Source organism: Paenibacillus violae, from assembly GCF_032461945.1.
Classification (GTDB): Bacteria; Bacillota; Bacilli; order Paenibacillales; family NBRC-103111; genus Paenibacillus_E; species Paenibacillus_E violae.
The window spans coordinates 122,904-141,666 of record NZ_JAWCUD010000015.1; the positions used below are offsets into that span (position 1 = coordinate 122,904).

The window sequence follows — 18,763 nt, forward strand, 5'->3', positions numbered from 1 at the left end:
ATAGCCTAGGGAGGGCAAAATGGAAATTCGACCGATTACTGATGTTTCAGGTCTACAGGAGCGATCTGCTGCTAAGGAATACCCGGATGAGCATAAGGTACCTCAACAAGAGGAAGCTCCTGGTGTCGAAATTCAACAAGAACGAGCATATAACAAAACAGAGATTACTAAGGAACTTGATCATCTCAATAAAATATTGCAGTCTAAAAACTCCCATCTTCATTTTGTTTTACACGATAAACTGCAAGAATATTACGTACAAGTTGTGGATGACAAAACCAATGATGTAATTAAAGAAATTCCATCCAAGAAAGTTATGGATATGGTAGCTAATTTTTATGAAAAATTGGGGATTATTGTAGACAAAAAAATTTAACCCCTAAGCAGTGGGAGGGGTTCTTTCCTTGATGAAGGGGTTTGATGATGTGCAAGTTGTTATTCGTGCAGATGCTTCGACGGAAATCGGAACTGGGCATGTCATGAGGTGTTTGACGCTAGCCGATAAGTTCAAACGAAATGGAGCTATGGTACAGTTTGTCTGTCGAGAACATCCCGGCCATTTTTGTGATTTAATTCAACAAATGGGATACCCTGTTTTTCGACTTCCATATTGTGAGCAAAAAGCGAATGAAGCAGATGTGAACTATGCTTATGCACACTGGCTGGGTGAACCTTGGGAAGAGGATCTCGCACAAACCTCTTCTATGTTAAGCAACCTGGGGACAGCTATCGACTTGCTCGTCGTAGACCACTATGCAATTGATATACGATGGGAACAGAACATTCGGAGTTTCGTGAACAAAATTATGATTGTAGATGATCTGGCTAATCGGCATCATGATTGCGATATACTGTTAGATCAAAACCTCTATGATAATATGGAGCATCGATACGATGGCATAATTCCTGAGCACTGTATGAAGTTGTTGGGGCCCTCTTATGCCTTATTGCGAGACGAGTTTCAGGTTGCACGAAAATTTGCACAAATAAGGGAGAAAGGTGTCCGCAGGATTCTTGCTTTTTTCGGTGGTAGTGACCCTACCAATGAAACCCAAAAGGCACTTGAAGCTTTTATGTTATTGGAGGAAACAGAACTTACAATTGATGTGGTTGTGGGCAGTTCGAATCCCAATAAGGCAAAGATTGCTGAGCTTTGCTCTAAATTAGTAAATGCGGAATATTATTGCCAAACCAATCAAATGGCCGAATTGATGGTTCGTGCGGATTTAGCTATTGGGGCTGGCGGCTCCACTACGTGGGAAAGGTGTTTTTTGGGGCTCCCTGCGATCACGATTACGACGGCTGATAACCAGATGGAAGTTACAGAAGTTGTTGCGAGTAGAGGTGCGATTCACTATTTAGGCCATTACAGTGAGGTTTCCCCTCCTGCGATTGCGATAGCGATTAAAAAGTACTTAGAGAATCCAGGTTTGTTAGCCGACATTAGTCGTACAGGAATGGAAATCATGGGGCAATTAGACGCTGTTGACGCGGTTAGTGTTGTAGGTACCCTTTTAAACTCCGTAAAATAAGCCGAAATCTAAAGTTCATGAGGAAAAGCTATGCGACCGTATAACGATTATAAACTTCGTGTTATGTCAGAATCGGATCTGAGAATTGTCTTGCAGTGGCGGAACTCAGAGCGCGTTCGAAAGAATATGTATTCTGACGAGCTGATTTCTTGGGATGACCATTGTGCTTGGTTTTCGCGGATTCAAAACAGCCAAGAGTCTCGACATTACATATTTGAACTCAATCGTACGCCGATTGGGGTCATCAATTTTACTTCTATTAATAGTGTACACAATAAGTGTAATTGGGGATTTTATCTCGGCGAAACAGATGTTCCTCCCGGAAGTGGATCAATTCTAGGGACTCTCGGTATGTCTGAAGCGTTTGAACATTTGAAAATTCGTAAATTGTGCGCGGAAGTATTCGCATTTAATGAGAAAAGTTTGCGATTTCATAGAAGGTTAGGTTTTACACAAGAAGGTATTTTATCACAACACGTTTGGAAGCATAATTACTATGAAGATATTGTGTTATTTGCTTGTTTTGCCGATCAATGGGGCGGAATAAAGAAAGATTTATTACTGCAATATGGTGAAAAGCTATTCTAATTATCATAATCGCCGAGGTGGGCAGCATGAATCATCCTGAAATTATCATTGAACATCGAACGATAGGGCCTAAGCACAGGCCGTTTATTATAGCGGAAATGTCCGGCAATCATAATCAATCTTTAGAGCGAGCGCTTGAAATTGTAGATGCCGCAGCTAAAGCGGGAGCACATGCCTTAAAGATTCAAACTTATACAGCAGATACTATGACTATAGAGTCCGACCAAAGCGATTTTTTTATCAATGATGCTGAAAGCTTGTGGAACGGGCAGTCTTTGTATGCTCTATATCAGCAAGCTTATACGCCATGGGAGTGGCATAAAGCAATTTTTGATCGCTGTAAAGCACACGGGATGATCGGTTTTAGCACACCGTTTGATGAGACTGCGGTAGATTTTTTGGAATCCTTAGGAGTATCCTGCTATAAAATTGCTTCATTTGAGAATACGGATATACCACTTCTTCGTAAAGTTGCTTCCACAGGCAAGCCAATTATTGCATCAACAGGTATGGCAAGCATTGCTGAACTGGATGAACTCGTTCAAACCGTTCGAGCTGCGGGATGCCAAGATCTTATTTTATTAAAATGTACGAGTTCTTACCCAGCTACTCCGGACAATTCCAACATTCGAACCATTCCGCATATGCAGCAACTTTTTAATGTCCAGGTCGGTTTATCTGATCATACATTAGGCGTTGGTGTAGCCGTAGCAAGTGTTGCCTTAGGGGCAACTGTAATAGAAAAACATTTTACCTTAAGTAGAGCTGATGGTGGGGTCGACAGTGCTTTTTCATTGGAACCTCATGAGATGAGCAGCTTAGTGGAAGAAACAGAGCGTGCATGGCAAGGGTTAGGTGCTATTTCGTATGGCGTTAGCGAGAAAGAAAAGAACTCCACGCAGTTTCGTCGTTCGTTATATGTAGTTAAAGATTTGAAAGCGGGAGAAATTTTCACATCTGAAAATTTACGCGTTATTCGACCGGGCCTTGGTCTTCCGCCTAAATACTTGGATACCTTGCTTGGTAAAAGAGTAAGCAAGGATATTCCAAGAGGAACTGCTGTCACATTAGACATGATACTATAACTAATTTAAGCCTCACCTAGAAGAAGGGGAAGATACAGATGAAAGTATTGGTTACGGGCGGAGCAGGTTTCATTGGTCGTTGGGTTGTAAAAAGGTTATTAGAAGATGGCCAGAATGTCTGGGTCTTAGATGATTTATCCAACGGAGAAGAAAATAATATTGAGGAATTCAAGTCTCATCCGAGATTCCAGCAATTTCTCCACGGTGACATCAAGAACGAAGAGACGTTAAGTCATTTGTTCGAAAATGGTTTCGATGTTTGTTATCATCTTGGTGCAAGTATCAATGTACAAGATAGCATCGATGATCCTAGAACGACTTTTAATAATGACACGTTAGGAACATTCTATGTGTTAGAACAATGTCGTAAACATCAAGTGAAGATCGTATTTATGAGCACTTGTATGGTCTATGATCGTTGTTTAGACGAGTCGGGAATATCTGAAACGCATCCAATTAAGCCTGCCTCTCCCTATGCTGGTGCAAAAATTGCTGCTGAAAATATGGTTCTATCTTATTTTTTTGCTTATGGTTTACCGGCTGTTGTAGTACGCCCATTTAATACTTATGGACCGTTCCAAAAGTTTGGTGGCGAGGGTGGAGTCGTTGCTATTTTCATCAAGAAGAAGCTTAACGGGGAAACTTTACACATCTATGGAGAGGGAACGCAGACGAGGGATTTGCTCTATGTTGATGATTGCGCTCGATTTGTTGTGGAGGCAGGATACTCAGACCGCGTTGATGGACATATTGTAAATGCAGGTCTAGGGCGTGATATTGCAGTAAATGATTTGGCCAAATTAATTGTTGGGGACGAGAACAGGATCAAGCATGTAGAACATATTCATCCGCAGAGCGAGATTCAAAAACTTCTTTGTAATTCATCTAAGGCGAAAGAGCTCCTTGGATGGCAGCCCCTTACAACACTTGAAGAAGGTTTAAAGCTAACTGAAGAGTGGATTAAAACCATTATCTAATAGAAGGGCTGATATGCGAATTGACGCATTTCAGCCTATTTTTAAAATATCGGAGGTATTCCAAATGGTTAATACAAAAAATTCGCAACCAGTGCTCATCGAGGACGTTCCAGTTCGGGATACAATGCTTCCTTATGGTAGACAGTCTCTAGATGAGACAGACATTGAAGCTGTTATTGCAACGCTTCGATCTCCATTTTTAACACAAGGACCAAGAATTAAGGAATTTGAGGATTCAGTAGCACGTTATGTAGGTGCTAAACATGCAGTGGCTTTTTCAAATGGAACAGCAGCGCTTCATGGAGCTTGTTTTGCTGCAGAAATTGGTGAAGGGGATGAGGTAATTACAACTTCAATGACCTTTGCTGCAAGTGCAAATTGTGTACGTTATTGTGGTGGTGAAGTGGTATTCGCAGATATTGAATCGGATACTTATAACATAGATAGTGAGAAGATTAAAGTTTTAATCTCTCCTAGAACGAAAGCGATCATTCCCGTAGATTTTACAGGCCAGCCTGTAGATTTAGAAGAAATTATGCAGCTTGCAAAGGAGCGGAATCTAATAGTAATTGAAGACGCTGCCCATTCGCTTGGCGCTGATTACAAAGGTCGAAAAGTTGGTTCAATCGCAGATATGACGATGTTTAGTTTCCATCCGGTCAAACATGTGACTACTGGAGAGGGTGGCGTAATTACTACTAATTCAGATGAGTTATATCAGAAATTGCTTCTTTTCCGAAGTCACGGTATTACCCGGGAAAAAGAATTGCTTGAATCACAGGCTGAAGGTGACTGGTATTATGAGATGCAAGAACTTGGGTTTAACTACCGTATGACAGACATTCAGGCGGCGTTAGGTTCCTCACAACTGAAAAAAATAGATGAGTTTGTTGCCCGTAGACGAGAAATAGCAAAGCAGTATTCAGAAGCTTTTGCGCATACAGCAGCAATTATTACACCCTATCAGAAACCAGATCGCAATTCTAGCTGGCATCTCTATATTATTCAACTCGATTTGTCAAAGTTAACTGGAAGCCGTAAGGATATTTTTGATGCATTGAGAAAACAAAATATTGGTGTTAATGTTCATTATCTTCCTGTGCATTACCACCCTTACTACAAGAGATTAGGGTACGAGAAAGGGATTGCACCAATAGCGGAAAATCTTTACGAAGGCATTATTTCTCTTCCGCTGTTCCCGGCCATGATAGATCAGGATATTCAAGATGTTATAAACGCTGTAAATAAAGTATTAACATTTTACGCGAAGTAGATGGTTTCTTGTCTTATGAGGCCTGTGGATAATGTGCACAAACCTGTGCATAACTCTGTGAATAAAGTGGATAAATCCGCGCCACGACAATATTCTACAAATTTCGCAGTTATCCACGACTTGTATATACCCGAATTTTCAAAAAATTTACTTGATTGGCAAGTTTCAAATTGACAGGTCAAGCAGACGGGTGTTATAGTCAAAAAGTAAGGGCTTACATTATTCATTTGCTTATGATTAATACATTTTTTAAAACGAAGGGAATGTGTACGTTATGCAAGGTAAAGTGAAATGGTTCAACGCAGAGAAAGGCTATGGTTTCATCGAGCGTGAAGATGGTGGAGATGTATTCGTGCATTTCTCAGCCATTCAATCCGAAGGATTTAAAACGCTGGACGAAGGTCAAGCAGTAGAGTTTGACATTGTAGAAGGCGCACGCGGTCCTCAAGCAGCTAACGTTAGCAGACTATAATCATCCGGCACGATCCGGTGCCGCTAGTATACACCTACGAACATGCACACCTTGGGAGTCATCCCGGGGTGTTTTTTTGCGTAGATTAAAAAGTATAAGTTTTATACTTTAGCTTCGAATCTACCTTGACAAACGCGCGCGTCCTAAAAGGACGACGAAGTCGTTTATTCTTGGCATACATATTATGCTCGGAATTTAAAGGAATTATGAAGATGGGGTGGAATGTAGTATACTGTAAGTAGGAAGGGAGATGTTTAACTATGATGATTAGCATTCGCGGAGAACACCTTGAAGTAACTGAGGCCCTCAGGGACTATGTCGAGAAAAAATTAAACAGACTAGATAGGTATTTTGAAGCTCCCCTTACATCCGATGTACAAGTAAAGCTAAGTGTAGTCAAAGATTTACAAACCATCGAGGTAGCCATTCCTTTAACTGGCGTGCTGCTCAGAGCAGAGGAACGCAACTCTGATATGTATGCTTCGATTGATTTGGTTGTGGACAAGTTAGAGCGCCAAATTCGCAAGCATAAAACTAGAACCAACCGTAAAATTCGCGAAGAAGGCGGCAAGCGTGATTTGTTTAAAATGGAAACAGCACCTGTCACTTTCGTGGAAGAGGAAGAAGACTTTGAATTGGTCCGCAACAAACGCTTCGATTTGAAGCCGATGGATGTGGAGGAAGCGATTTTGCAAATGAATTTGGTTGGTCACAGTTTCTTTGTTTTCTCCAATATGGACACAGATTCTGTCAACGTAGTTTACAAACGTAACGACGGCAAGTACGGATTAATTGAGCCGGCTATTTACAAATAAAATAAATACTTACAAAGAGCTTGATTCGATTCAGTCGAATTGAGCTCTTTTCTATTGATACAGCCATGTAGATACGTTTATTTTGCATGCATGCATTTCCGATAACGATTCAATACTATAGAAATAAGCTAAAACGTGAAACTTTTGAAGGCCATAGGTAGTTTATATGAATGTAGGCGGAGGGTTTGTTGCGGCAGGGCGGTCAAAGGTGGTACAATTTGAGGATACGAATGCAATAGAAAGGGGTTCACCGATGCTAGGACTAGTGAAAAAGATTTTTGGTGATTCCAATGAACGGGAAGTTAAACGGATGTTAAAAGCCGTTGATTATATCAACGAGCTTGAAGCAGGCATTGAGCCGTTATCTGATGAAGAGTTAAGAGGTAAGACTGTGGAGTTCCGTAATCGCTTGGAAAAGGGCGAGGAATTGGATGACTTGCTTCCTGAAGCTTTTGCCGTAGTCAGAGAGGCAGCCAAACGTGTATTGGGTAAACGTCATTACGACGTTCAACTTATTGGGGGTATGGTGCTTCACGAAGGCCGTATCGCCGAGATGAGAACAGGGGAAGGGAAAACGTTAGTTGGAACACTTCCTGTCTATTTGAATGCCTTGCTGGGTAAAGGCGTGCACGTGGTAACGGTCAATGATTATTTGGCGCAACGTGATAGTGCCGAAATGGGCCAGATTTATGAATTCCTTGGTCTGACGGTCGGGGTAAATCTGCATGAATTATCCCATGAGGAAAAGCAAGCAGCTTATGCCTGCGATATTACGTATGGAACAAACAACGAATACGGGTTCGACTACCTGCGAGATAACATGGTGCTCTACAAAGAGCAGATGGTACAGCGTCCGCTTTATTACGCGGTTATCGATGAAGTTGACTCCATTCTGGTCGATGAAGCTAGAACGCCTCTTATTATTTCGGGACAAGCTGCTAAATCAACGGATTTGTATTATTCAGCGGACCGTTTTGTGTCCAATTTGAAAATAGAAGAGGATTACACGATCGATATTAAAGTGCGTTCCGTAGCTCTTACGGAAGAAGGGGTTGCGAAAGCAGAACGCGCATTCGGCATTGAGAACTTATTTGATCATCAGAATGTGAACATTAACCACCATGTGACTCAAGCCCTTAAAGCGCGTTTCATCATGAGACGTGATGTGGACTACGTCGTGCAAGACGACGAGGTTATGATTGTTGATGAATTTACAGGCCGTATTATGACAGGCCGTCGCTATAGTGATGGGTTGCACCAAGCCATCGAGGCCAAAGAGCAGCTTCAAGTTCAGAATGAGAGCATGACGCTGGCGACAATTACGTTCCAGAACTATTTCCGGATGTACCGCAAGCTTGCGGGTATGACCGGTACGGCGAAGACGGAAGAAGAAGAGCTCAAGAAAATTTATGGGCTTGAAGTTATCATTGTTCCAACCAACCGTCCGATGATTCGTAAAGATATGCCGGATGTGGTATACAAGTCGGAAAATGGTAAGTTCAGAGCGGTTGTAGAGCAAATTGTGGAGAAACACAAGCTGAATCAACCGGTTCTTGTTGGTACGGTTTCGATTGAGAACTCCGAAAGACTTTCTGACATGCTCAAAAAGAAAGGCGTACAGCACAAGGTCCTCAATGCCAAATACCATGCGGAAGAAGCTGAAATCGTATCACGCGCAGGTCAACCGGGATCGGTGACGATTGCTACGAATATGGCGGGCCGCGGTACGGACATTATGCTTGGCGAAGGCGTACATGATATCGGTGGATTGCATATTATAGGTACAGAACGTCATGAAAGCAGACGAATTGATAATCAGCTGCGCGGTCGTGCAGGCCGTCAAGGCGACCCTGGTTCGTCGCAATTCTACCTCTCTCTAGAGGATGAATTGATGAAACGTTTTGGGGCTGAAAATATTATGGCCATGATGGACCGTCTGGGAATGGAAGAAGATCAGCCGATTGAGAGCAAGTTGATCTCGCGTGCGGTTGAATCCGCACAAAAACGTGTGGAAGGAAACAACTTCGACGTTCGTAAAGTCGTCCTTCAGTATGACGATGTGATGAACCAACAACGTGAAATTATTTATAAACAGCGCCGCGAACTGCTGGAATCCGAAAATATCCGCGAAGTCATCGAGGGTATGATTAACGCAGTGATCGAGCGCGTCGTGAAAGCACACTGTCCGGAGGAGCAAATTCCGGAGGAGTGGGAGCTTACAGAGGTCGCGAATTTCGTGAACAACAACTTCCTTCAGGAAGATGCGCATATTAGCGATCAAGATATTTGGGGCAAAGAGCAAGAAGAGATCATTGATCTTATCAAAGATCTTGTCAGCAAGCGTTATGACGAGCGTGAAGAAGAGATCGGACCTGAATTCATGCGTGAATTCGAGAAGGTTGTTGCGCTTCGCGCGGTAGACAGCAAATGGATGGATCATATTGATGCGATGGATCAGCTCCGTCAAGGTATCCACTTACGCGCATACGGCGGTACGGATCCGCTTCGTGAGTATCAGTTCGAAGGTTTCGAGATGTTCCAAGAGATGATTGATAACATTCGTGAAGAAGTTGCGATGTATATCATGAAAGCTCATGTTCAAAGCAACCTGGAGCGTCAAGCCGTAGCCGAAGGGCAAGCGGTGGATACGAAGAACGAAGCTGGCGGCAAGAAGCCGGTCGTACGCGATGAGGAGCAACGTATCGGACGTAACGACCCATGCCCATGCGGCAGCGGCAAGAAGTTCAAACAGTGCCACGGACAAGGCAGCTAAACGAAGCTGACGCGATCCGGTTAGCGAAGGCACAAGAGAATAAAGAGGTGTAAGACATGCTGGAACCAGAAGTAAAACAGGATTTAAGAGAAACAGCAAAGCGACTAACCGAATTACGGGGGTCTCTTTGACTTAGATCATAAGCTGGAAGCGATCGGCGATTTTGAGGAAAAAATGGGGGCGCCGGACTTCTGGGACGATAACGAACGCGCCCAGAAGACCATCTCCGAGCTCAACGCGATCAAGAGCGTTGTAGATCAGTTTCAGGGCTTCACGAACGAGTTTGACGACCTGCAGGTCATGGTCGAGCTCGAGGAAGAGGAAAGTGATGCCGGCCTGGTGGCTGACATTGAGAAAGGCATCGAGGCCTTAAAGACCAAGCTCGAAAGTTTCGAGCTTGGCCTGTTACTGAATCAGCCGTATGATCGGCTGAATGCGATTCTAGAGCTGCATCCGGGGGCCGGCGGCACGGAGTCGCAGGACTGGGCGGAGATGCTGCTGCGCATGTACCGCCGCTGGGCGGAGAAGCAGGGCTACAAAGTCGAGGTGCTCGACTATTTGCCCGGCGACGAAGCCGGCGTGAAGAGTGTCACGCTGCAGATCACGGGCTTCAACGCCTACGGCTACTTGAAGGCGGAGAAGGGCGTGCACCGGCTCGTGCGGATTTCGCCGTTTGATGCCTCAGGCAGACGCCACACGTCCTTCGTGTCGTGCGACATCATGCCGGAGATCGAGGACGATACGGAGGTTGAGATCCGCACGGAGGATCTCAAAATCGATACGTATCGGGCGAGCGGCGCCGGCGGTCAGCACATCAACACCACGGACTCGGCCGTGCGGATTACGCACATTCCGACTGGGGTCGTGGTGAGCTGTCAGCAGGAGCGTTCGCAGATCAAGAACCGCGAGAAAGCGATGAAAATGCTGCGTTCCAAGCTGTATGAGAAGAAAATCGAAGCGCAAATGAAGCATTTGGCTGAAATTCGCGGCGAACAGTCCGAAATTGGCTGGGGAAGCCAAATTCGTTCTTATGTTTTTCATCCGTACAGCATGGTGAAAGATCACAGGACATCGGCAGAGACCGGCAACGTCGGTGCTGTCATGGACGGGGATCTGGATATGTTCATTGACGCGTACCTGCGTCATCAGATTCGCAAGCCGGACAATGCCGAGTAGTTGATGTTTTGTCCTTGGCGGCAGAGTGAAACGCATAACAGAAGCAATTGACGATCATCCTACACCTAACAGGTGTAGGATTTTTTGTGAGAGGAGGCCTATCGTGGCCAGAAGAGAACCACTGATACGGATAGGAAGTCCTGCACATACCGTATTTGAATATTCCTTGCTAGTTATAGGCTCATTGGTCATGGCAGCTAGTTTTAACTGCTTTTTGAACCCGAACCAAATTGCAACCGGCGGGGTTTCGGGCATCTCGACCATCATTCAACACCTTTCAGGGTTGAATCCCGCTATCACCCAATGGGCGCTGAACATTCCGATTTTCCTTTTAGCCTTATGGTTGCTGGGAGGGCACTTCGGTGTGAAGGCTGCAGTTGGTTCTGTCATATTTCCGCTATGCGTCCTGGTGACCAGCCATATAGGCGTGCCGACGCACAATCCTTTGCTCGCTGCCGTTTATGGTGGAATTGGTGTCGGGCTTGGATTAGGGATTGTTTTTCGCGGACGTGGATCAACAGGTGGCCTTGGGTTGGCTGCGCAAATTTTACATAAGTACACTGGATTAAGTTTAGGCTTCTCTGTTGCGGTGTTTGACGGCCTGGTAATCATCTCATCAGCGCTAGTGTTTACGCCGGAGAATGCGCTGTACGGGATGATCGGCTTGTTCGTGACTACCAAAACGATTGATATCGTGCAGGTCGGCTTCAATTACGCAAAAGTAGCTTTCATCATATCGGACCATTCGGATGCGATTCGCAAAGCCATTTTGTTTGATTTGGATCGCGGGCTGACCGAGCTCAATGGATCCGGGGGTTTTACCGGGGAAACTCGGAATGTGATGATGGTCGTCGTGAAGCAGAACGAGGTAAGCCGATTGAAAACGCTGGTCCAGTCGGTGGACCCGCAGGCGTTTGTCATTTTGAGCGAAACGAATGAGGTGCTGGGTGAGGGCTTTAAGCGGCATGCTTAGAAGCTTGGCGGCTGCCAAATGGGATGAAGACGTGCTTAGGCACGTCTTTTTTTGTATGAATGGACTACGGCGCAGGGATATCGACAAGGAAACATGATTGTATTTTGTGCAACATGGCAACGACTTCTGGATAAAGCCCGGTCCTATCTTGTATAAAGTGCAGTCATTTCGGTTAAAAGCACTGAGATTACCATAAAAAAATGTTGCTTGTCCATCGATTAATTTGGGATAATATAACTGTTCATTCTTGAACAAAACGTCTATGCATATTATGAATTTTTTTCATTCAAACGATTGCGTGAATATCATCGCCAGAATTTTGTTGAAAAAGCGGGGAAACCCTTGATTCATATCGGATCCAAAAGGATGAAAACGGAGAAAACTGGTGAAAAAAATTCATTGAATTATTATGTATATGACTGTATAATCATACATATATTTTCGGAGTAACGGGGGAATTCATATGAGTCAAATCGTTAGAGCGGCTATTATTGGGGCTACAGGGTACGGTGGCGCGGAAGTTATTCGTCTATTGCAGGCGCATCCTCTTGTGAAAATCACTTCGGTCATCTCGACCTCGAATGCGGGAGCTCCGCTTGCTGATCATTTTCCACATTTGCAGGAAGTGGTTGTTGATATTTTGGATCAACTCGATGTTGATCTTATTGCTAGTAAATCCGATGTCGTGTTCCTGGCAACACCAGCGGGCGTAAGTGCAGAGCTTTCACCGAAACTTTTGGCTGCCGGCCTGAAGGTTATTGATATTTCCGGGGATTTGAGATTGAAATCAAGCAGCGATTATGAAAAATGGTACAAAAAGAAGCCGGCTTCCGAGGACATGTTGGCGAAGTCGATCTATGCTTTGTCCGAAGTATTCGGGGACGAGGTCAAAGGCAGCGATCTGATCGCGAATCCTGGCTGTTACCCGACAGCAACGCTTCTAGGGCTAATCCCAGCTGTGAAAGCAGGTTGGATTGATCCCTCCACGATCATCATTGATGCCAAATCAGGCGTATCCGGCGCGGGGCGCGGTGTTAATCTGGGCGTGCATTACGCGGAAGTCAATGAGAATTTGAATGTGTATAAAGTGAATAAACATCAACATATTCCGGAAATTGAGCAAGCGCTCAGCCGTGTAGCGGGTAAGCCGGTTGTGACGACATTCACGACACATCTTGTGCCAATGACGCGTGGAATTATGTCCACGATGTACGCTACCGTAAATGGTGAGCATACGGCAGCAGATTTTATTGAACTCTACCGTCAATTCTATGAGGGCCGGAAGTTTGTACGGATTCGTCAAGAAGGCAAGTTCCCTTCCACTAAGGAAGTATATGGTTCTAATTACTGTGATATTGGTTTTTCCGTGGATGAGCGGACGGGTCGTGTAACGATTGTTTCCGTTATTGATAATGTCGTGAAAGGCGCTGCAGGGCAGGCCATTCAAAACTTGAACTTGATGTACGGTTGGGAAGAAACGACCGGATTGCTTTTCGCACCGGTATATCCATAAGAAGCGGGACATGTGAGGAGACGAGGATGTTGGATACAGTTAGTTTCACGGTGGTGCCTGAGGGCACAGTAACGACACCGAAAGGCTTTCGTGCAGGCGGCCTGCACTGTGGATTAAAGAAGACGGAGCGCTTTGACTTAGGCGCGATTGTATGTGAGGTGCCGGCGGCAGCGGCAGGCGTGTACACGCTGAACGCGTTTCAAGCGGCACCGCTGCGCGTGACGCAAGAAAGCATTGCCCAAGGCGGCAAGCTGCAGGCCATGATCGTGAACAGCGGCAACGCCAACGCGTGTACCGGGCAGCAAGGCGAAGACGACGCGTATGCGATGCGTGCAGCCAGCGCGAAGGCGCTAGGCGTAGCAGAGCACCACGTCGGCGTGACGAGCACAGGCGTAATCGGCGAGCTTCTGCCGATGGGCAAAGTGCTGACAGGCATCGAGCAGCTGCCACAGCGCATTAAGCTAGACGGAGGCGAAGACTTCTGCCAGGCGATCCTGACAACGGATCTTGTGCAGAAGATGACGTGTGTCCGTCTTGTTGTGGGCGGCAAAGAGGTTCACATTGCCGGTGCAGCCAAAGGTTCGGGGATGATTCACCCGAACATGGCAACGATGCTCGGTTTCATGACAACCGACGCACCGATCGAAAGCGAATACCTGCAGCAGCTGCTTAGCAGGATCACAGATAACACCTTCAACATGATTACCGTTGACGGCGATACATCCACCAACGACATGGTCGTGGTGATGGCTAGCGGTTTGGCTGGCGGCGAGACGCTAACACCGGAGCATCCGGATTGGGAAGCATTCGCAGCAGGTTTTCAATACGTTGGTGAGTACCTGGCCAAAGCGATTGCACGTGACGGAGAAGGCGCAACGAAGCTGATTGAGACGACGGTTATCGGCGCGGAGAGCGACGAAGCAGCCCGCAAGATCGTGAAGTCGATCATTGGATCGAGCCTCGTGAAGTCCGCTGTGTACGGCGCTGACGCGAACTGGGGTCGAATCATTGCGGCTGTTGGATACTCGGGACAACCGGTGAATGTGAACACAGTCGATATTCGCTTAGGCGATATCGCAGTGCTCGAGCAATCGCGTCCGGTGAAGTTCGATGAGGAAGCGGCACTGGCTTATTTGAAAACAGATACCATTCAAATTCATGTGAATTTACATATGGGCACTGGCAAGGCAACGGGCTGGGGCTGCGATTTGACATATGATTACGTGCGCATTAACGCGGCTTACCGCACATAAGAAGGGGACCGAACGCAGTGAAGAACAATTGCTTTGTGATGAAATGCGGAGGCAGCACGCTTGCGGCGCTGCCTGCCAGCTTTTTTGAAGATATGCGTCAGCTCCAGGAGGAAGGTATCGTAACGGTTATCGTTCATGGAGGCGGTCCTGCCATTTCGGAAACGCTCGGGAAGCTGGGCATCGAGTCCGGTTTCGTGAACGGTTTACGCGTGACCAACGAAGCGGTGCTGGACGTTGTAGAGATGGTTCTTTCCGGTCAGATCAACAAAGAGATCGTACGCCGCATTCAATTGACAGGCGCAGCAGCGCTAGGTTTGTCCGGTGTGGATGGGCATCTAATTGAAGCTAAGCCGGTGGCGAACAGCCACGAGGTCGGTTTAGTCGGCGATGTGACGAAGGTGAACGCGGAGCTGATCCAAGGCATCGTGAATATGGGCTACATTCCGGTTATTGCACCGGTTGGGCTTGGTGAAGATGGCGGACAGCGTTACAATATTAATGCGGATACGGCAGCTGGCGCGGTGGCGTCCCACCTTGGTGTGGAACAAATGGTTGTCGTGACGGACGTCCCTGGCATCATGAAGACCGTAGATGGCGAGAAGCAGGTGCTGCCGGTTGTGAGTGTTGCAGAGATTGAAGAGATGATTGCGAGTGGAGACATTTACGGCGGTATGATTCCGAAAGTTCGCGCAGCAATCGCTTGTATTCAGGGCAAGGTACAGGAAGTCGTGATTGTGAATGGATCAGAGCCGAACGTACTCAGCAAAGTGCTGAAGGGCACGGGAATCGGTACAAGAATTGTACGATAACACTATAAGGAGGGAATGTACATGAGTGAAACGGGTAAAAGCTCGCTCTTTCCAACGTACGCCAGATATCCAATTACGCTGGTGAAGGGGGAGGGCAGCCGACTATGGGACGATACAGGCAAGGAGTACATCGATTTGATGAGCGGAATTGCGGTAGCGAACCTCGGGCATGCGCCAAAAGAAGTGAAGGAGCAACTTGTTCAACAGCTTGATCAGCTATGGCATGTCAGCAACCTTTTCCATATTCCGAACCAGGAAAAACTAGCTTCTTTACTTACGGACAACAGCTGTGCGGATGCTGTATTTTTCTGTTCCACAGGAGCAGAAGCGAATGAAGCCGCAATCAAGTTGGCGCGTCGCTACAACCAAAAGGTGCTGAACAACGGTCGGTACGAGATTATTACGTTCAACATGTCGTTCCACGGACGGACATTGGCGACATTGACCGCTACAGGTCAAGACAAAGTGAAGGAAGGCTTCCATCCGCTTCCTGAAGGCTTCGTGTATGCGCCTTATAACGATATCGAGGCTGTGCGCAGTCTTGTGAATGACAAAACATGCGCTATCATGTTGGAAATGGTACAAGGGGAAGGCGGCGTATTGCCGGCTGATCCGGAGTTCGTGAAACAATTGGCAGCGCTGTGCAAACAGGAAGGCCTGCTTTTGATTGCGGATGAAATCCAAACAGGTGTAGGGCGTACAGGCAAGCTTTTTGCCTATGAACACTATGGTGTTGAGCCTGACATTTTCACATTAGCCAAAGGTCTGGGCGGCGGGTTCCCGATTGGTGCTATGCTGGGGAAAGCTTTCCTTGCTGAAGGCTTTAGTGCTGGCAGTCATGGTTCGACATTTGGCGGAACACCGATTGCGACGGCTGCAGGTTTTGCGGCTGTGGATACGATTCTTGCACAGAAGCTGCCGGAACGCGCAGCGGAGTTAGGGGAGTACACGATCAAGAAGCTGGAAAGCAAGCTTGCCGGCAATCCGTTGATCGCGAAAATTCGCGGTATCGGACTTTTGATCGGGATTGAGTGCACGCAACCTGCAGGTGAAATCATTAGTGAAATTCATAAAAGAGGCGTGCTAGTTATTCCAGCTGGGCCTAACGTTATTCGTTTAGTGCCGGCCTTAAATATACCGCAAGAAGATTTGGATCAAGGGCTGGATGTGCTGTGCGCGGTCCTTGCAGAGAAGGCATCTACGATCAGCAGCATCTAGGGAAGTAACAGGAGAGAGGTTGAATGAAATGAATATTACCTTACAAGAAGAAATGGCTGCCCAATTGAAGGGCAAAGATTTCCTTGCTTTGGCTGACTATACACCGGAAGAAATCGAATACTTAATTCACTACGGGATCGAGCTTAAGCGTAAGCAAAAGGCTAGAGAGCCTCATGCTGTGCTTGCCGGCAAGACACTCGGGATGATTTTCGAGAAATCTTCGACGCGTACGCGTGTTTCCTTTGAAGTGGGGATGTACCAACTGGGAGGTCAGGCTTTATTTTTGAGCAAAAACGACCTGCAGCTTGGACGCGGTGAAACGGTTTGGGATACGGCACAAACGCTGTCCCGTTACCTCGATGGCATTATGATTCGTACGTATGAACACCGTAAGGTGATCGATCTTGCACGCGGAGCGACGGTTCCCGTTATTAACGGCCTGACGGATTATGCGCATCCCTGCCAAGTGATGGCGGATTATCAGACTGTTCTTGAGAAAAAGGGCCGTCTCAAAGGCATTAAAGTGGCTTACATCGGGGACGGCAACAACATGGTGCATTCCTTAATGGTAGGTGCAAGCAAATTAGGGATGGACTTCGCGATTGCTTCTCCTGAGGGCTATGATCCTGATCAGGAAGTGATTCAAAATTCCAAGGAAAATGCTGCGCATTACGGCGGCAGCGTACTTCTGACACGCGATCCTCGTGAAGCGATTGAGAATGCGGACATCGTCTACACGGATGTATGGGCGAGCATGGGCTTCGAGGCTGAGCAGCAGGAGCGGGAGATTGCTTTTAAAAACTACCAAATCAACGAAGATCTGGTGAAGTACGCCAAATCGGATTACTTGTTCATGCACTGCCTGCCTGCACACCGCGGGGAAGAAGTGAGCGAGGGCGTCATTGACGGCGCACATTCCATTATTTTTGACCAAGCAGAGAATCGTCTTCATGCGCAAAAGGCTATTATGGCCGCGACCATGATATAATAAATAGATTTAGGAAACGGAGAGATTAGTAGACATGGCTAAGGAAAAAATCGTGCTCGCTTATTCCGGCGGGTTGGATACTTCGGTAATTTTGAAATGGCTTAAAGAGACGTATGACGCTGAAATCATCGCGTTCACGGCAGATATCGGACAAAAAGATGAGTTGGACGGTCTAGAGGAAAAAGCGCTCAAAACCGGCGCCTCCAAAATCTACATCGACGACCTGCGCGATGAATTCGCGAAGGACTTCATCAATCCGATGTTCCAAGCAGCGGCTTTGTATGAGGGGCAATACCTGCTCGGCACGAGCATTGCGCGTCCTTTGATCGCGAAGCGCATGGTTGAAATCGCGCGCGCAGAAGGCGCAACAGCGATTGCACACGGTGCAACCGGCAAAGGAAACGACCAAGTGCGTTTCGAACTAACAGCTGCGGCGCTTGCTCCTGAGATTTCGGTGATCGCGCCTTGGCGTTTGGAAGAATTCCGCGAGCAGTTCCCGGGCCGCGCTGAAATGATCGCGTATGCCGAGAAACATGGCATTCCAGTAACGGCATCCGCTGCGAAGCCGTATTCGACAGATCGCAACTTGCTGCACATTTCCTTCGAAAGCGGCATGTTGGAAGACCCTTGGTTCGATGCAGCGGCTGACAGCAACAAAGATATGTACGTCCTGAGCGTAGCTCCGGAAGATGCTCCGGATCAAGCGGAATACATTGAGCTTGAGTTTGAAAAAGGCGACTGCGTAGCAGTTAACGGCGCGAAACTGACGCCGCTTCAAGTGATGGAAACATTGAATGAAATTGGCGGCAAGCATGGTATCGGCCGTGTAGATATGGTAGAAAACCGCTTCGTCGGCATGAAGAGCCGCGGCGTGTACGAAACTCCAGGCGGAACAATTCTGTTCACCGCTCACCGCAAAATGGAATCCTTGACCATGGACCGCGATGTTATGCACCTTCGTGACTCCCTGATCTCCAAATATGCCAGCCTTGTTTACAACGGCTTCTGGTTCGCTCCTGAGCGTTTGGCGATTCAAGCGCTTGTTACAGAAAGCCAAAAGAACGTATCCGGTACAGTTCGCTTGAAATTGTACAAAGGCAACGTCATCGGAGCTGGCGTGAAGAGTCTGGTATCCTTGTACAATCCGGATATTGCGACGATGGAAGCTGATCCGACGAAAGCTTACGACCAAGGCGATGCTACTGGCTTCATTCACTTGAACGCCCTTCGTCTGAAAGTATCTTCGGGTGTTGAGCAAAACGCTAAGAAGTAATCAACATAGGCTATGAAACCGGGCTTTCCCTCGTGGAAAGCCTTT

The 18,763-nt window shown here is 46.7% G+C and carries 17 protein-coding genes; all 17 read left to right on the forward strand.

The annotated features are described in order from the left end of the window. Positions 1-19 precede the first annotated feature (19 nt). Positions 20-376 (forward strand): flagellar protein FlaG, encoded by a 357-nt coding sequence (locus RQP52_RS31990; protein WP_127453316.1) that lies wholly within the window; start codon positions 20-22, stop codon positions 374-376. A 31-nt stretch (positions 377-407) separates the two neighbouring features. Beyond that, a complete protein-coding gene (gene pseG / locus RQP52_RS31995) occupies positions 408-1,532 on the forward strand; it encodes a UDP-2,4-diacetamido-2,4,6-trideoxy-beta-L-altropyranose hydrolase (protein ID WP_315955629.1) in 1,125 nt (374 codons plus the stop codon). A gap of 30 nt (positions 1,533-1,562) precedes the next feature. Next, the gene (gene pseH / locus RQP52_RS32000) at positions 1,563-2,120 is read left to right on the forward strand and encodes a UDP-4-amino-4,6-dideoxy-N-acetyl-beta-L-altrosamine N-acetyltransferase (protein WP_315955589.1); all 558 of its coding nucleotides are present in this window, start codon (positions 1,563-1,565) and stop codon (positions 2,118-2,120) included. A gap of 26 nt (positions 2,121-2,146) precedes the next feature. Continuing rightward, positions 2,147-3,205 carry a pseudaminic acid synthase gene (gene pseI, locus RQP52_RS32005; protein ID WP_315955590.1) on the forward strand — a complete coding sequence of 353 codons (1,059 nt, stop codon included), beginning with the start codon at positions 2,147-2,149 and terminating at the stop codon, positions 3,203-3,205. 38 nt (positions 3,206-3,243) lie between these two features. Continuing rightward, a complete protein-coding gene (locus RQP52_RS32010; protein ID WP_315955591.1) occupies positions 3,244-4,182 on the forward strand; it encodes a dTDP-glucose 4,6-dehydratase in 939 nt (312 codons plus the stop codon). A 64-nt stretch (positions 4,183-4,246) separates the two neighbouring features. Continuing rightward, positions 4,247-5,455: a UDP-4-amino-4,6-dideoxy-N-acetyl-beta-L-altrosamine transaminase gene (gene pseC / locus RQP52_RS32015; RefSeq protein ID WP_315955592.1), complete on the forward strand. Its 1,209-nt coding sequence runs from the start codon at positions 4,247-4,249 to the stop codon at positions 5,453-5,455. A 274-nt stretch (positions 5,456-5,729) separates the two neighbouring features. Next, positions 5,730-5,927, forward strand: a complete 198-nt coding sequence (locus tag RQP52_RS32020) for a cold shock domain-containing protein (RefSeq protein ID WP_028556842.1) — start codon at positions 5,730-5,732, stop codon at positions 5,925-5,927. A 260-nt stretch (positions 5,928-6,187) separates the two neighbouring features. After that, positions 6,188-6,742, forward strand: a complete 555-nt coding sequence (hpf, locus tag RQP52_RS32025; protein ID WP_315955593.1) for a ribosome hibernation-promoting factor, HPF/YfiA family — start codon at positions 6,188-6,190, stop codon at positions 6,740-6,742. A gap of 253 nt (positions 6,743-6,995) precedes the next feature. After that, complete coding sequence (gene secA, locus RQP52_RS32030) at positions 6,996-9,515, forward strand: preprotein translocase subunit SecA (protein WP_315955630.1); 2,520 nt, start codon at positions 6,996-6,998, stop codon at positions 9,513-9,515. A 56-nt stretch (positions 9,516-9,571) separates the two neighbouring features. After that, a protein-coding gene (gene prfB / locus RQP52_RS32035) for a peptide chain release factor 2 (RefSeq protein ID WP_315955594.1) occupies positions 9,572-10,691 on the forward strand; the annotation gives its coding sequence in 2 pieces (ribosomal slippage) (positions 9,572-9,643 and positions 9,645-10,691; 1,119 coding nt in all). Between the two features lie 100 nt (positions 10,692-10,791). Next, positions 10,792-11,664, forward strand: a complete 873-nt coding sequence (locus RQP52_RS32040; protein ID WP_379173544.1) for a YitT family protein — start codon at positions 10,792-10,794, stop codon at positions 11,662-11,664. 463 nt (positions 11,665-12,127) lie between these two features. Continuing rightward, positions 12,128-13,177 carry an N-acetyl-gamma-glutamyl-phosphate reductase gene (gene argC, locus RQP52_RS32045; protein ID WP_315955596.1) on the forward strand — a complete coding sequence of 350 codons (1,050 nt, stop codon included), beginning with the start codon at positions 12,128-12,130 and terminating at the stop codon, positions 13,175-13,177. 26 nt (positions 13,178-13,203) lie between these two features. Next, on the forward strand, positions 13,204-14,430 hold the full coding sequence (gene argJ, locus RQP52_RS32050) for a bifunctional glutamate N-acetyltransferase/amino-acid acetyltransferase ArgJ (RefSeq protein ID WP_315955597.1): 1,227 nt from the start codon (positions 13,204-13,206) through the stop codon (positions 14,428-14,430). Between the two features lie 38 nt (positions 14,431-14,468). After that, the gene (gene argB, locus RQP52_RS32055; RefSeq protein ID WP_315955631.1) at positions 14,469-15,239 is read left to right on the forward strand and encodes an acetylglutamate kinase; all 771 of its coding nucleotides are present in this window, start codon (positions 14,469-14,471) and stop codon (positions 15,237-15,239) included. A 21-nt stretch (positions 15,240-15,260) separates the two neighbouring features. Continuing rightward, positions 15,261-16,457, forward strand: coding sequence for an acetylornithine transaminase (locus RQP52_RS32060; protein WP_315955598.1), 1,197 nt, complete (start codon positions 15,261-15,263; stop codon positions 16,455-16,457). A 28-nt stretch (positions 16,458-16,485) separates the two neighbouring features. Further along, positions 16,486-17,445 carry an ornithine carbamoyltransferase gene (gene argF / locus RQP52_RS32065; protein ID WP_127453295.1) on the forward strand — a complete coding sequence of 320 codons (960 nt, stop codon included), beginning with the start codon at positions 16,486-16,488 and terminating at the stop codon, positions 17,443-17,445. A gap of 34 nt (positions 17,446-17,479) precedes the next feature. Further along, the gene (locus RQP52_RS32070; protein ID WP_315955599.1) at positions 17,480-18,718 is read left to right on the forward strand and encodes an argininosuccinate synthase; all 1,239 of its coding nucleotides are present in this window, start codon (positions 17,480-17,482) and stop codon (positions 18,716-18,718) included. Positions 18,719-18,763 lie beyond the last annotated feature (45 nt).

Excerpts from the sequence above, each read along its gene's own strand:
- RQP52_RS31990 (WP_127453316.1), top strand. The coding sequence starts at position 20 with ATGGAAATTCGACCGATTACTGATGTTTCAGGTCTACAGGAGCGATCT.
- pseG (WP_315955629.1), top strand. The coding sequence starts at position 408 with ATGAAGGGGTTTGATGATGTGCAAGTTGTTATTCGTGCAGATGCTTCG.
- pseH (WP_315955589.1), top strand. The coding sequence starts at position 1,563 with ATGCGACCGTATAACGATTATAAACTTCGTGTTATGTCAGAATCGGAT.
- pseI (WP_315955590.1), top strand. The coding sequence starts at position 2,147 with ATGAATCATCCTGAAATTATCATTGAACATCGAACGATAGGGCCTAAG.
- RQP52_RS32010 (WP_315955591.1), top strand. The coding sequence starts at position 3,244 with ATGAAAGTATTGGTTACGGGCGGAGCAGGTTTCATTGGTCGTTGGGTT.
- pseC (WP_315955592.1), top strand. The coding sequence starts at position 4,247 with ATGGTTAATACAAAAAATTCGCAACCAGTGCTCATCGAGGACGTTCCA.
- RQP52_RS32020 (WP_028556842.1), top strand. The coding sequence starts at position 5,730 with ATGCAAGGTAAAGTGAAATGGTTCAACGCAGAGAAAGGCTATGGTTTC.
- hpf (WP_315955593.1), top strand. The coding sequence starts at position 6,188 with ATGATGATTAGCATTCGCGGAGAACACCTTGAAGTAACTGAGGCCCTC.
- secA (WP_315955630.1), top strand. The coding sequence starts at position 6,996 with ATGCTAGGACTAGTGAAAAAGATTTTTGGTGATTCCAATGAACGGGAA.
- argC (WP_315955596.1), top strand. The coding sequence starts at position 12,128 with ATGAGTCAAATCGTTAGAGCGGCTATTATTGGGGCTACAGGGTACGGT.
- argJ (WP_315955597.1), top strand. The coding sequence starts at position 13,204 with ATGTTGGATACAGTTAGTTTCACGGTGGTGCCTGAGGGCACAGTAACG.
- argB (WP_315955631.1), top strand. The coding sequence starts at position 14,469 with ATGAAATGCGGAGGCAGCACGCTTGCGGCGCTGCCTGCCAGCTTTTTT.
- RQP52_RS32060 (WP_315955598.1), top strand. The coding sequence starts at position 15,261 with ATGAGTGAAACGGGTAAAAGCTCGCTCTTTCCAACGTACGCCAGATAT.
- argF (WP_127453295.1), top strand. The coding sequence starts at position 16,486 with ATGAATATTACCTTACAAGAAGAAATGGCTGCCCAATTGAAGGGCAAA.
- RQP52_RS32070 (WP_315955599.1), top strand. The coding sequence starts at position 17,480 with ATGGCTAAGGAAAAAATCGTGCTCGCTTATTCCGGCGGGTTGGATACT.